This window comes from Hydrogenophaga sp., from assembly GCF_019264445.1.
Classification (GTDB): domain Bacteria; phylum Pseudomonadota; class Gammaproteobacteria; order Burkholderiales; family Burkholderiaceae_C; genus Hydrogenophaga.
On the sequence record NZ_JAHVAB010000020.1, the window covers coordinates 14,720 to 28,213 of the forward strand.

Annotated in this window: 9 protein-coding genes; 4 read left to right on the top strand and 5 right to left on the bottom strand. The window is 67.5% G+C overall.

Annotated features, from left to right (window positions below; translation table 11 throughout):
- Positions 1-58: 58 nt before the first annotated feature.
- From KXJ60_RS02345 to ppc, 4 genes are read right to left on the bottom strand one after another with little or no spacing between them, the layout of a single operon-like run.
- Positions 59-694: an L-threonylcarbamoyladenylate synthase gene (locus KXJ60_RS02345; RefSeq protein ID WP_291123800.1), complete on the bottom strand. Its 636-nt coding sequence runs from the start codon at positions 692-694 to the stop codon at positions 59-61.
- 22 nt (positions 695-716) lie between these two features.
- A complete protein-coding gene (locus KXJ60_RS02350) occupies positions 717-1,625 on the bottom strand; it encodes a DMT family transporter (protein ID WP_291123801.1) in 909 nt (302 codons plus the stop codon).
- Positions 1,625-2,482, bottom strand: coding sequence for a 3',5'-nucleoside bisphosphate phosphatase (locus tag KXJ60_RS02355; RefSeq protein ID WP_291123802.1), 858 nt, complete (start codon positions 2,480-2,482; stop codon positions 1,625-1,627). The genes KXJ60_RS02350 and KXJ60_RS02355 overlap by 1 nt, the downstream gene beginning before the upstream one ends.
- Before the next feature lie 46 nt (positions 2,483-2,528).
- Entirely contained in the window at positions 2,529-5,381 is a 2,853-nt protein-coding gene (gene ppc, locus KXJ60_RS02360; protein ID WP_291123803.1) for a phosphoenolpyruvate carboxylase, read from the bottom strand.
- Positions 5,382-5,511: 130 nt separating this feature from the next.
- Between ppc and hemC the strand changes: the two genes are divergently transcribed.
- From hemC to KXJ60_RS02380, 4 genes are read left to right on the top strand one after another with little or no spacing between them, the layout of a single operon-like run.
- Positions 5,512-6,468, top strand: coding sequence for a hydroxymethylbilane synthase (hemC, locus tag KXJ60_RS02365; protein ID WP_291123804.1), 957 nt, complete (start codon positions 5,512-5,514; stop codon positions 6,466-6,468).
- 4 nt (positions 6,469-6,472) lie between these two features.
- Positions 6,473-7,342 (top strand): uroporphyrinogen-III synthase, encoded by an 870-nt coding sequence (locus KXJ60_RS02370; protein ID WP_291123805.1) that lies wholly within the window; start codon positions 6,473-6,475, stop codon positions 7,340-7,342.
- The gene (locus KXJ60_RS02375) at positions 7,339-8,514 is read left to right on the top strand and encodes a uroporphyrinogen-III C-methyltransferase (RefSeq protein WP_291123806.1); all 1,176 of its coding nucleotides are present in this window, start codon (positions 7,339-7,341) and stop codon (positions 8,512-8,514) included. Before KXJ60_RS02370 ends, KXJ60_RS02375 begins: the two co-directional genes overlap by 4 nt.
- Positions 8,515-8,537: 23 nt before the next feature.
- Positions 8,538-9,818, top strand: coding sequence for a heme biosynthesis HemY N-terminal domain-containing protein (locus tag KXJ60_RS02380; protein ID WP_291123828.1), 1,281 nt, complete (start codon positions 8,538-8,540; stop codon positions 9,816-9,818).
- Positions 9,819-9,927: 109 nt separating this feature from the next.
- On the opposite strand, the gene KXJ60_RS02385 is transcribed toward KXJ60_RS02380, so the two are convergent.
- The gene (locus tag KXJ60_RS02385) at positions 9,928-12,993 is read right to left on the bottom strand and encodes an Rne/Rng family ribonuclease (RefSeq protein WP_291123807.1); all 3,066 of its coding nucleotides are present in this window, start codon (positions 12,991-12,993) and stop codon (positions 9,928-9,930) included.
- Positions 12,994-13,494 lie beyond the last annotated feature (501 nt).

The window sequence follows — 13,494 nt, forward strand, 5'->3', positions numbered from 1 at the left end:
GAGCTCGAAGCAAACGCGTATTGTCCCAGACAGCCGGCTGGCGGCGACTGGCGTCTGCTCAGAGACCGAGTCGGGCCAGCGCACCCTGGCCGGTGCGCAGCACCTCCGGCTCACCGCCATCCCCCATCGGGGTGAGGTCGATCACCGTGGTGGGCTCCAGGGCACAGGCCCCTGCGTCGATCACGCCGGCGAGGTCATGTTCCAGGCGGTCCCGAATGTCATGGGCGTCGTTGAGCGGGTCAGACTCGCCCGGGAGGATGAGCGTTGTGGCGAGCAGAGGAGCGTTGTGCAGGTCGAGCAGGGTCTGCAGCGTCTTGTGGTCGGGCACGCGCAGGCCAATGGTCTTGCGCGCGGGGTGGCTCACGCGGCGTGGCACTTCTTTGCTGGCTTCCAGAATGAAGGTGTAAGCCCCGGGTGTGCCCAGCTTGAGCAGGCGGTACTGGCGGTTGTCGACCTTGGCATAGCTCGCGAGTTCACTGAGGTCTCGGCACAGCAGGGTCAGGTGGTGCTTGTCGTCGACCTGGCGGACGCGGCGCAGGCGGTCTGCTGCGGCCTTGTCGTCCAGGTGGCAGACCAGCGCGTAGCTGGAGTCGGTGGGCACGGCCAGCACGCCGCCGCGCTCTAGCAATTGCACGGCCTGCTTGAGCAAGCGGGGTTGCGGGTTGTCGGGGTGGACGTCGAAGAATTGAGACATGGCGGTGACGCAGGGGTTGTGCTCAGGCTTCGGGGGGTTCGACCGGCAAGCGGCGATCGCGCGCGGTGAGCCAGCTTGCGGTGGCGCCGCACAGCACGATCATGGCGATGCCGATCAACTCGAGCTGGCCAGGTACGTGGCCGAAGACGAGCCAGCCGCAGAACATGGCAAAACCGATCTGGCCATACAGGTAGGGCGTCAACGTGGACGCCTGCGTGCGTTTGAAGGCCAGGATCAACAGGAAATGGCCCACGGTGCCCATGAGGCCGATCAGGCACAGGATGGCAAACGTGCCCGCGTCTGGGATCGTCTTCCACACCACTGGAAGCACCAGGCTGGAGAGCAGCGCACCGACCCAGCCAGTGTAGAAATGCATCGTCATGGGGTCTTCGGTGCGCGCCATTTTGCTGGTGAGGATCTGGAACCAGGCGTAGGTGAACACCATCACCAGGGGCAGCAGGCTGGCCCAGCCGATCACGTTGCCGCCAGGCTGCACCACCAGCAGCGCGCCAGCAAAACCGCCAGTGACCAGCACCCAGCGCAGCGCCGACACGCGCTCGCGCAGGAACAGCGCAGCCAGCAAAGTCACCACCAGTGGCGTGATCATGACGATGGCCGTGAACTCGCCCACGGGCATGTACTGAAGGGCGACAAAAGAGATGGCGCTCACCGCCAGCAGCAAGCTGCCACGCAGCACCTGAAAACGGGGGTGGGCCGTGCGCAACAAGCTGCGCCCGCGCAGCGGCAGCATGACAGCGGTGACCACCACCGCGTGGAACATGTAGCGAAACCACACGGCCATCAACACAGGGACAAAAGCGCCCACGTATTTCACCGAGGTGTCGAGCACGGCGAAGAACGCCGTGGCCAAGATCAGAAAAAGAATGCCCAGCGCGGCCTGCGTGGGAGGGTGTCTGGAGGGGTCGGACATCACTGCAGGATGCGCGACTGCAGCAGCTCCCAGACCGGGGTGACGCTGCCCGGCAGGTAGGGCAGCTGGCCCAGGTCGGCGTGGCTTTCCTCGGGGCTGTGGAAGTCGCTGCCCCGCGAGGCAACGAGGCCGAACTCCTGGCAGAAGCCGGTGTATTTGGCGAAGTCCGCCTGGCCGTGTGCGCCGGTCATGACTTCCACACCTTGACCACCGTGCGCCTTGAATTCGCTGAACAGGGCGAATTCCTCGTTGGGGGTGAGCTTGTAGCGCCCGGGGTGGGCGATCACCGCGACACCGCCGGCGTGCGTGATCCAGCGCACCGCGTCGGCCAGCGAGGCCCAGCGGTGTGGCACGAAACCGGGCTTGCCCTCGGTGATGTATTTGCGAAACACCTCGTTGGTGTCCCGGCACGCACCGATTTCCACCAGGTAACGCGCAAAGTGTGAACGGGAAATGAGATCGGGGTTGCCCACGTACTTCAGTGCGCCTTCGTAAACGCCCTTGATGCCCACGCGCGCGAGGTCGTCGCTCATTTCGCGTGCGCGCTGCTCGCGCCCGCCGCGGGTGGTTTGCAGGCCGGCCAGCAGCTCGGGGTGCTTGTGGTCCATGCCCAGGCCCACGATGTGCACCGTGATGCCAGCGAAGGTGACGGAGATTTCTGCACCCGTGAGGTAGGGCAGCCCAGCTGCGCGTGCTGCTTCCAGTGCGCGATCCTGTCCGCCGAGCTCATCGTGGTCGGTGAGCGCCCAGAGCTCGACGCCGTTGGCCTTGGCGCGCTGCGCCAGTGCTTCGGGCGTGAGCGTGCCATCCGAGACGACAGAGTGGCAATGGAGGTCGGCGTTGATGTAGGAGGTCACGGGGTCATTTTAGGTGGCGGTGCCGCAGGCATGTGTCAACGAGGTTTCACCCCGTGTTGCGCAGGCCGGCGGCAATGCCGTTGATGGAAATGTGAATGCCGCGGCGCACGCGCTCGTCGCGATCGGCCTCGTTTTCCCCCGCGCGGTAGCGCCGCACCAACTCCACCTGCAGGTGGTGAAGCGGGTCGATGTAGGGGAAGCGGTGTCGAATGGAGCGTTGCAGCGCCGCGTTGTTCACCAGCCGCTGCTTCTCACCGGTGATCAGCGCCAGCGCGTCGGCTGTGCGTTGCCACTCGGCCTCGATCGCGGTGAACACCTGCTTGCGCAGGCGCTTGTCGGGCACCAGCTCGGCGTAGCGCGAGGCCAGGGCCAGGTCGCTCTTGGCGAGCACCATGTCCATGTTGGAGAGCAGCGTGCTGAAGAAGGGCCACTGCTTCACCATCTTTTGCAGCAGCGCTTTCTGCGCAGCCAGGCCCTTGGGCCCGTCTCGGTGGAGGAAGGCGTGCACCGCCGAACCAAAGCCGTACCAGCCCGGCAATGTGAGGCGGCACTGGCCCCAGCTGAAGCCCCAGGGGATGGCGCGCAGGTCCTCGATCTTCTGCGTGGCCTTTCGGGAGGCTGGGCGCGAGCCGATGTTGAGTTCGGCAATTTCCCGGATGGGGGTGGCGGCAAAGAAGTAGTCGGCAAAGCGTGGGGTGTCGTACACCAGGGCGCGGTAGGCGGCCATGCTCTGGCGCGAGATTTCATCGGCTGCCGCCAGAAAGCTCGCGGGTGCGTTGCGCGTGGGCTTGAGCAAGGTGGCCTCCAGCGTGGCGGCCACCAGCGTCTCCAGGTTGCGACGGCCGATCTCGGGGTTGGCGTATTTGGAGCCGATCACCTCGCCTTGTTCGGTCAGGCGGATCTGGCCGCGCACCGTGCCAGGAGGCTGCGCGAGGATGGCCTGGAAGCTGGGACCGCCACCGCGGCCCACGGTGCCGCCGCGGCCATGGAACATGCGCAGCTGGATCGGGGCTGCGCTGCCTTTGTTGAGCGCGTCGAACAGTTCCACCAGCGCAATCTCGGCGCGGTACAGCTCCCAGTTGCTGGTGAAGATGCCGCCGTCCTTGTTGCTGTCGGAGTAGCCGAGCATGATGTCCTGCTCGCTGTAGCCGTCCGCCGCACCGCGCTGCACCATATCGCGCACGCCCGGCAGGTCCAGGTAGTCGCGCATGATGGGCGCGGCGTTGCGCAAGTCTTCAATGGTTTCGAAAAGGGGCACGACGATCAGGTCGCAGCGCGCGTCATCGGCCAGCGTGCCGCGCATCAGCCCGGCTTCCTTTTGCAGCAGCAGCACCTCCAGCAGATCGCTCACCGTCTCGGTGTGGCTGATGATGGCGTGGCGAATGGCCTGCGCACCGAAGCGCTCGCGCCCGCTGCGCGCGGCATCAAAAATCGCGAGTTCGCCCTGTGTGTGCGCCGAGTAGTCGACGCCCGGCACGCGCAGCGGCCGCGCGTCATTGAGTTGGCGCAGCAACACAGTGCGCTTGCCGGATTCGTCCAGCGCCGAGTAATTCGCCTCGATGCGCGCGGCCGCCAGCAACTCGGCGACCACTTCCTCGTGTTTGTCGGAGCTTTGCCGCAAGTCCACCGTGGCGAGATGAAAGCCAAACACCTGCACCGCGCGCATCAGCGGCTGCAGCCGCGCGCGTGCCAGGGCTTCACCATGGTGCGACTTGAGTGACGCTTCGATGGTGCGCAAGTCATCCAGCAGCTCGGCGGCTCGTGTGTACGCATCCTGGGGTGCGACAGCGTGGCGCGCGGCCTCGCCGCCCGTCAGCCGCTTGAGCGTGGCGGCGAGGCGTGCGTACATGCCGGTGAGCGCACGGCGATACGGCTCGTCCTGGCGGTGGGCATTGGTATCGGGCGAGCGCGCGGCCAGCGCCTGCATGGCCGGGCTCACCGGCGTCAGCATGGCCGAGACGGAGAGCTCAGCGCCCAGGTGGTGCAGTTGCGTGAGGTGGTGCCGCAGCACCATGTCGGCCTGGCTGTGCAAGGCCAGCTCCAGCGTCTGGGCGGTGACGTTGGGGTTGCCGTCGCGGTCGCCCCCAATCCACTGCCCCATGCGAAGAAAAGGGGCGATGGAGGCGCTTTGGTGTGCGTCGCCGAGACCCTCTTCCAGCTCGCGGTACAGGCGTGGGATCTGGGTGAGGAAGGTGGCTTCGTAATAGCTCAGCGCGTTCTCGATCTCGTCGGCCACGGTGAGTTTGGTGAAGCGCAACAGGCGCGTTTGCCAGAGCTGCGTGACGCGGGCGCGGATTTGCGCTTCGATGTCGGCGCGCTCGCGCGGCAGGCACTCTTGCGCGTCGCGCTCGCCGAGCAGGCGGGCAATGGCACGCTCGGCGTCCAGGATGCTCTTGCGCTGCACCTCGGTGGGGTGGGCGGTCAGCACGGGCGAGATGTGTGCGCTGGCCAGCGTGCGCACCACCTCGGCCGGCGCAATGCCCGCCTTGTGCAGTCGCTGCAGCGTGCGTGCCAGGCTGCCCTCCTGGGTGTCGCCGGCGCGCTCGTGCACCGCACGGCGGCGGATATGGTGCCGGTCTTCGGCCAGGTTGGCCAGGTGGCTGAAGTACGTGAAGGCGCGGATCACGCTCACGGCGCGGTTACCGCTCAGGCCCTTGAGCAGCTTTTTCAGGGCTTTGTCGGCGGACTCGTCGGCGTGGCGGCGGAACGCCACCGAAAGCTGGCGGATCTGTTCGATCAAGTCGTATGCGGCTTGCCCTTCTTGCTCACGGATCACGTCGCCCAGAATCCGTCCGAGAAAACGGATGTCGTCAATCAGCGGCTGGTCCTTGTCAGCGCGGCCAGCCGTGCTTTTGGAAACCTGGGTGGCGGAGGCGGTGCGGGGGGACTTTCGCGTCATGATGCTGGGGCTTGGGTGGGGCAGGGCGCCGGGGCAAACGGGCCATGCTAGCATCCAAAAACACCGTTCCCGTTACCAGCCGGGTACCAATTGGCCCGCGCGATTCGGCCCCTTGAGGCACCTCCCCAACATGTCTGATTCCACCTCCGCCCTGGCCATCACCATCGCTACCCGCGAAAGCCGACTCGCGCTCTGGCAGGCCGAACACGTCAAGGCCCTGCTGGAGGCACGCGGTCACCGGGTGTCTCTGCTGGGGATGACCACGCTGGGCGACCAGATCCTGGACCGCAGCCTGTCCAAGGTCGGCGGCAAGGGGCTGTTTGTGAAAGAGCTGGAGCTCGCACTGGAAGACGGCCGCGCCGACATCGCCGTGCACTCGCTCAAGGATGTGCCCATGGACCTGCCGCCGGGTTTTGCGCTGGCCTGCGTGATGGAGCGCGAAGACCCGCGGGATGCCTGGGTGTCGCCGCACTGCGCGGGGCTGAGCGACCTGCCCTCGAACGCCATCGTCGGCACCTCCAGCCTGCGCCGCCTTGTGCTGCTGCGCGCGGCCTTGAGCGCGTTGGGTCGTGATGACGTGCGCATCGAGCCGTTGCGCGGCAACCTCGACACGCGCCTGCGCAAGCTGGACGAAGGGCAGTACCACGCCATCGTGCTCGCCGCAGCAGGCCTCAAACGACTGGACCTGGGCGATCGCATTCGCCATATTTTTGAACCCGCCGACTCATTGCCCGCCGCAGGGCAGGGTGCCCTGGGTATCGAGGTGCGCGCCGATCGCACCGACCTCATCCAGGCACTGGCACCTTTGGTGCACCAGCCCACCTGGCTGCGCGTGGCCGCCGAGCGCACCGTGTCTCGGGCCATGGGGGGCAGCTGCTCGATGCCGCTGGCGGCATACGCCGACTGGCGCAGCGACGGCATGTTGCAACTCCATGCAGCCTGGGGAGACCCGGACGGTCGACACGCGCTGCTGCAGGTGGACGACCGGGCTGCGGTGAACACGCTTGCCGAGGCCGAGGCCTTGGGCCAGCGCGTGACGCTCGCCTTGCGCGCGGCGGGTGCCCATCCGCCGCCTGCGGAGACCTGACACCTTGACCGACGCCTCCGCCCCCATCCCCGGTCATGCGGGTCGGCTGGAGCGGCTCATCGTGACACGGCCTGCACCGGAGGCCGCTGCCTGGGTCGACGTGTTGCGTGGCCACGGGTGGCCTGCGCAGGCGCTCCCGCTCATCTATATCGCTCCCCCTGAAGACGAGCACGACCTTGCCACACTCGAGCATTGGCGCAGGCACTGGATGCAGGCAGACGCCATCCTGTTCGTGAGCGGGGCCGCGGTCACACATTTCTTCGCCCATGCGGAGGCACCCGTTGGCGCCCCGTTGCGCACGCGTTTCTGGGCGCCCGGTCCGGGCACGGCCCGCCTGCTCGAAAAAGCGATTGCCCCTTGGGGGCTGGGCGCCGAACGGATCGACTCACCACCGCTGGACGCGGCGCAGTTCGATTCCGAACACCTGTGGCCTGTCGTTGCCCCGCAGGTGGATCAAGGTCGACTGGTGTTGATCGTGCGTGGAAGTTCCGGGCATGGGCCGCGTGCACAAGATGCCACGGGTGTGGCCGGCGCGGGGCGCGACTGGCTGATCCAGCAATGCCTGGCCGCCGGCGCGCAGGTGCAGGGCTGTGTGGCCTATGCGAGGCGCAGCCCGCCTTTGTCCACGCTGGACCACGACCTCCTTGCCGCTGCCTGCGGTCCCCACAGCGCCTGGCTCTTCAGCAGCTCCGAGGCCCTGATCCCCTTGCAGGCGCAGCGGCCTGCCGCCGGCTGGGCGCAGGCCACCGCCATCGTGACGCATCCGCGCATCGCGGCGGCAGCCCGGCTGGCCGGCTTTGACCGCATCGTGCCGACGCGCCCGGCTCTGGACGACGTGATGCGCACTCTAGAATCAGGCTGGACCCGACCATGAGCGCCGATACCCCCCCACCCCTTTCTGCTGCCTCGCCTGCCGAGGCCAACTCCCCCCCGGCGACCGTGGTGTCCCCACGCCGCCCGGGCTCCGTGCTCCCTTGGATCGCGCTGCTGGCGGCCGCGCTGGCGCTGATGATCACCGGCCTGCTGTGGCAGAAACTGAGTTTTACCCAACAGGAACTCGCGCGCCGCAGTCAGGACACCGCAGCACAGGCCGTGGAGGCCCGCACGTTGGCGGCCCAGGCCGAAGCCCTTGCGCAAGAGTTGCAGGCGCGGCTGGCGGTGGCCGAATTGCGCCTCTCCGAGGTCACGCTGCAACGCAGCCAGCTCGAAGAACTCATGCTGTCGCTGTCGCGCTCGCGCGACGACAACCTGGTGCAGGACCTCGAGTCGGCGCTGAGGCTGGCGCAGCAACAGGCCCAGCTCACCGGCAGCGCGCAGGCGCTGGTCTCGGCCCTGCAGGCGGCCGACCAGCGCATCGCGCGCGCGGCGCAACCGCGCCTGAACCCGGTGCAGCGGGCCATTGCCCGCGACATTCAACGCATCCAGGGCGCGTCGCTGGCCGATATTCCTTCGCTGGTGCTGCAGCTCGATGAAATGGCCCGCCAGGTGGATGAATGGCCGCTGCTGAACCAGGTCGGACTGCCCGGGCCGGGCAGCAAAGGTGCGGCCGCCAAAGGCCGCAAACCCACTGTGGCCGCGGCCGCCGAGCCGGCTGGTGCACCCGAAGCACTCTCCGACAGCGGCGAACCCGCGGCTTCCGCTGCCGCAGATCAGGGTTGGCGCCGCGTGTCGGGGTGGTGGGCTTCCCTCTGGGAGCGCATCTGGGCAGACCTCACGCGCAGCGGTCGCGAACTGGTTCGCGTGAGCCGCATCGATCGGCCCGAGGCCGTGTTGCTTGCGCCTGACCAGGCGCTCTTCATGCGGGAAAACATCAAGCTCAAGCTGCTCAACGCGCGCCTGGGTCTGCTCGCCCGACACATGCAGGCCAGCCAGGCCGATCTGTTGGCCGTGGAGGCCGCGCTCGCCCGCTATTTCGATACCGCCTCCCCGCGCGTGTCCAGTGCACAGGCAGCGCTGGCCCGCTTGCGCAAAGACCTCGTCGACAGCGAGCTGCCCCGGCCAGAGGACACCCTCACGGCCTTGACCGCAGCTGCGGGAGGCCGCTGATGCCCGCCCGCTTTGGTGGCGCCATGCGCAGCGTGTTCTGGTTGCTGGGCCTCGCCGCGCTGGCCGTGGCGCTGGCCCTGCTGGTGGGGCACAACAACGCCACGCTCACGCTGTTCTGGCCGCCGTACCGGTTCGATGTCTCGTTCAACTTCGTGGTCTTCTGCCTGATCGCCGGGTTCGTCCTGCTCTATGCCGCGTTGCGTGCGTTCGCGATGTTGCGCGACCTGCCGGCGCAGGCGCAGCGCTGGCGCAGTCAGCAGGTGGAGCGATCGGTGGTGGGTGCGGTGATGGATGCGCTCTCGCATCAGCTCGCAGGTCGCTTCGTGCGCGCGCAGGCGGCAGCTCAGCAGGCGTTGGACCAGCTCAAGGGCGTACCGCCAGGGCATTGGCCCCGGCGAGACCAGCTGCAGTTGCTCGCCCATCTGTTGCTCGCCGAGAGCGCGCAGTCGCTGCAGAACCGGGAGCGTCGTGACGACAACCTGCAGGCAGCGCTCAACCCCAAACTGACAAAAAATGCGCCCGAGGCATACGAAGGCGCGCTGCTGCGCGCGGTGCGCTGGGCGGTGGAAGACCGCGATGCCGATGCAGCGCGCGCGCGCCTGGCCGAACTCCCGCAAGGCGCAGGTCGGCGCATCCAGGCGCTGCGCCTGAAGTTGCGCGTGGCCCGGCTGGGCGGTGAGAGCGCTGAGGCACTGGAGACGGCGCGCCTGTTGGCCAAACACCGTGCGTTCTCACCCGAAGCCTCGCGCAGCATCGTTCGCGGTCTGGCGCTTGATGTGCTGCGCGAGGCCCACGACATGGCGCAGCTCCAGGCTTGCTGGAACGGGCTGGATGCGCCAGAGAGGGCGATGCCGGAACTGGCGCTGGCCGCTGCGTACCGCGCCCATCAGTTGAGCGCCATCGCGGGCAGTGACCCCGACGGCGCTGAAGCGCACGCCCGTGTGTTGGCCTGGCTCGAACCGCTGTGGTCGGAGTTCGGTTCACTCGATCCGGCGCAGCAGCGCCAACTGGCACTGGCGATGGAGCCCGCCCTCGGTGCGCTCGATGCTGCAGGCCTGGCGCAGCTGGAGCAACGCCAACGCCAATGGCCGCAGAACCCGTTCTTGCAATACCTGGCTGGCCAAGCCTGCATGCGACGCCAGCTGTGGGGCAAGGCTGCACAGATGCTGGGCCAGGCGAGTCACAGTTTGAACGACCCGGCCCTGCTGCGGCGCACGTGGCGCGGCCTGGCGCAGCTCGCTGAAGAGCGGGGCGACGTGGAAGCGGCACACGTTGCATGGAAGCGGGCTGCGGCACTGGACTGAGCCAGCGCCCTTCCAGTCAGCAAGCGAAAAAAAGCCGGTCGGGTTGTTCCCGGACCGGCTTTTTTGTGCCTCAACCAGGCTGCTGCCTGTCGGGCAGCAGCCTCTTGAATCAGGCGTTCTCGAAGGGCAGTTTCATGTCGCGCAGATCCTTGCGCGTTTCCACCAGCACCAGCGGGCCTTCGTCCAGCACCACGGGCGGCTTGGGCTCGCGTGGCACATGGATGGGCTTGGGCTCGGCCGCAATGGCCGCTTGTGCCTGCGCGACCTTGTCGGCGTTGGAATTGACCCACTCCAGACCACTGGACTGGGCGACCTGGTGCAGGGCATCGAGCGACAGGGTGAATGGTTGCACCTTGGGCAGGCCATTGGCACGTGGTGCCTGCGCCGTGGCAGCGGGCGCTGCTGCGCGCGGTGCGCGAGGCGCAGCAGGCGCTGCCGTCTCGGTCGGCGCCGCTGTCACAGCCACTGGCGTGGGTGCCGGCGTTGGCGCTGCCACCGCTTCAGCTGCAGCGGCGACCGGCTCGGCAGCGGTCACCACGGCTGGCTGCACCACCACCGGCGCAGCAGCTTCGGCCAGGGGCTGTTCGGCCGGTGGCATGCTGAAGTAACTGCGGGTCGGCGCTTCGTAGGTTGAGGCCTCGGCGGTGGTGTCTGCCAGCGGCGCGGGCACGGCTTGCGCAGGCGTTTCGGCCTGTGCTTCTTCGCCTTCGGCGGCTGCGCCCTCGCGCGGGCCGCGTTCACGGCGGTCACGGCCATAGCGGTCGCGGCTGCGGCGTTCGCGGTTGCCACGAGGCGTACCGTTGTCGGCATCGCCGTCGCGCACGGCGGTTGCATCGTTCACGCCTTCAGCCACTGCTGGCTCGGCTTCAGGCGCGTCCGTGCGCGCATCCGCGCCTTCGGCGCCCGGCTGGCGGCGGCGGTTGTCACCGCGTGGGCGGCGGTCGCGCTCGCGGCGCGGCTGGCCTTCTGCCGCTTCTGGTGTGTCGCCCGCCTGCGCTTCCAGTGGCAGCGCGTTGGGGTTGACGCCTTCCGTCACCGGTGCGTCGCGGCGGCCGCCGTCGCGGCGATTGCCGCCCTGGCGGCCTTCTCCACGGCCTTCACCGCGCGCTTCGTTGCGGTTGTCGCTCCGGCCTTCCCCACGTCCCTCGCCTCGACGGCCTTCACCGCGGGGCTCGTTGCGCCCCTCGACGCGACCTGCATCGGCACGCGTCTCGACCGCACGGCCTTCACCGCCGCGGCCTCCGCTGCGTGCACCACCTTCGCGGCCTTCACGCTGGCCACGTCCGTCGGCACCGTTGCGGCCACCACGGCCACGCCCATCGCGGCCACCTTCGCGGCGGCCTTCAGGTCGGTCTTCACGCGCACCTTGCTTGGTGGCAGGTGCGGCCACCGCTGGCGCGGCAGCAGGTTTGGCCGGCGTCGGCTCGGCACCGAAAAGGCTCTTGAGCCAGCCGAAGAAACCCTTCTCGGCCGGGGCAGGTGCGGCCGGTGCCGGCGTGACGGCCACCTGGGCTGCGGCGGGGGCAGCAGCGGGTGCGGGGGTCTCGGCGCGCGGCGCGGCCACGGGGGCGGGACCATCGGGCAGCACGCCCTTGATCACGGGCTCCTGCTTGTTGGTGCGCTCCTGGCTGCGGCGCGTGAAGCTGGCGACGTCGTCCACTTCATCGGCCAGCTTGTAGCTCGCGTCGAGGTTGTCCAGACGGGGGTCGTCGTGCTTGAGGCGTTCGAGCTTGTAGTTGGGCGTGTCCAGCGACTTGTTGGGCACCAGCAGCACGCTGATGCGCTGCTTGAGCTCGATCTTGGTGATTTCGGTGCGCTTTTCGTTCAGCAGGAAGCTGGCCACCTCGACAGGCACCTGCACCAGCACGGCGGCCGTGCTGTCCTTGAGCGACTCTTCCTGAATGATGCGCAGGATCTGCAGCGCCGAGCTCTCGGTGTCGCGGATGTGGCCCGAGCCACCGCAACGCGGGCAGGGGATGGAGGCGCCTTCATTGAGCGCGGGCTTGAGGCGCTGGCGGCTCATTTCGAGCAGGCCGAACTTGCTGATGGCGCCAAACTGCACGCGGGCACGGTCCTGTCGCAGCGCATCGCGCAGGCGGTTTTCCACTTCGCGGCGGTTCTTCGACTCTTCCATGTCGATGAAGTCGATCACGATCAGGCCGCCCAGGTCGCGCAGGCGGGCCTGGCGCGCCACTTCGTCGGCGGCTTCGAGGTTGGTGCGGGTCGCCGTTTCTTCGATGTCGCCGCCCTTGATCGCACGCGCGGAGTTCACGTCCACCGCCACCAGCGCTTCGGTCTGGTCGATCACGATGGCGCCGCCCGAGGGCAGGTTCACGGTGCGGCTGTACGCGGTCTCGATCTGGTGCTCGATCTGGAAGCGGGAGAACAGCGGCGCGTCGTCGCGGTAGCGTTTCACGCGGTGCCCGTGCTCGGGCATCACGTGGCTCATGAACTGGTGCGCCTGTTCAAAGATGTCGTCGGTGTCGATCAGGATCTCGCCGATGTCGCTGTTGAAGTAGTCGCGAATCGCGCGGATCACCAGGCTCGATTCCTGGTAGATCAGGAAAGCGCCCTTGCCACCCTTGGTGGCGCCGTCAATGGCGTTCCAGAGCTTGAGCAGGTAGTTCAGGTCCCACTGCAGTTCGGCGGCATCGCGGCCGATGCCGGCGGTGCGGGCAATGATGCTCATGCCGTTGGGGTATTCGAGCTGGTCGAGCGCTTGCTTGAGCTCCTGGCGGTCCTCCCCTTCAATGCGACGGCTCACGCCACCACCACGCGGGTTGTTGGGCATCAGCACCACATAACGGCCCGCCAGGCTCACGAAGGTGGTGAGGGCCGCACCCTTGTTGCCGCGCTCTTCCTTCTCGACTTGCACCAGGAGTTCCTGGCCTTCCTTGATCACGTCGTTGATGCGGGCCTGATTGACCGGCACGCCTGCGGCGAAATACTGGCGCGAAATTTCCTTGAAGGGCAGGAAGCCATGGCGCTCTTCGCCGTAGTCGACGAAGCAGGCCTCCAGCGAGGGTTCGACCCGCGTGACCACGGCCTTGTAGATGTTGCCTTTGCGCTGTTCGCGCCCTTCGATCTCGATTTCGTAGTCCAGCAGTTTCTGCCCGTCCACGATCGCCAGGCGGCGCTCTTCGGCCTGCGTGGCGTTGATCAGCATGCGTTTCATGATGCGTTTCCTTTGTTCAAACACAAGGACGCACGGACCACGGGCCCATGCGCCGACCTGCCGTGAACCAGCGGAAAGCGCGAACGAGGGGAGGAATTGCCGGAGAGCCGTTGACCCGCGGTTCGGGTAAGGCGTTCAACACAGGCGGGCACCGGGGTGCCGCGTCGAACCGCCAGGTCAGGGCGTAGGCGCGTGGAGGTGGGTGAACAGGGAAGGCTCGATGGCTGTCAATGACATGGATCTGGCCGGTGTCTCTCTGGCTTCACTTCGTCCTCACCCAGCCACGCATGGCGGGCTGGGCGATTGGGGTATTCCGTTTTCGGGTTCGCGTTTGTTCAGCGGATTCGCCCGCCGCTTCGGCCGGTCTGTTGCCCTGCCTGGATTCGAATGTGAATGCATCAGGCAATGGCGCTGGATCCGGGTGCTGCGGGTGGCAACCCACCCGTGGCGGACGCCTTGCCTCGCAAGCTGCGGTCCCTGCCTTGGGTGACTGCCTTAAAC

Excerpts from the sequence above, each read along its gene's own strand:
- KXJ60_RS02380 (WP_291123828.1), top strand. The coding sequence starts at position 8,538 with ATGCGCAGCGTGTTCTGGTTGCTGGGCCTCGCCGCGCTGGCCGTGGCG.
- KXJ60_RS02350 (WP_291123801.1), bottom strand. The coding sequence starts at position 1,625 with ATGTCCGACCCCTCCAGACACCCTCCCACGCAGGCCGCGCTGGGCATT.
- hemC (WP_291123804.1), top strand. The coding sequence starts at position 5,512 with ATGTCTGATTCCACCTCCGCCCTGGCCATCACCATCGCTACCCGCGAA.
- ppc (WP_291123803.1), bottom strand. The coding sequence starts at position 5,381 with ATGACGCGAAAGTCCCCCCGCACCGCCTCCGCCACCCAGGTTTCCAAA.
- KXJ60_RS02385 (WP_291123807.1), bottom strand. The coding sequence starts at position 12,993 with ATGAAACGCATGCTGATCAACGCCACGCAGGCCGAAGAGCGCCGCCTG.
- KXJ60_RS02345 (WP_291123800.1), bottom strand. The coding sequence starts at position 694 with ATGTCTCAATTCTTCGACGTCCACCCCGACAACCCGCAACCCCGCTTG.
- KXJ60_RS02375 (WP_291123806.1), top strand. The coding sequence starts at position 7,339 with ATGAGCGCCGATACCCCCCCACCCCTTTCTGCTGCCTCGCCTGCCGAG.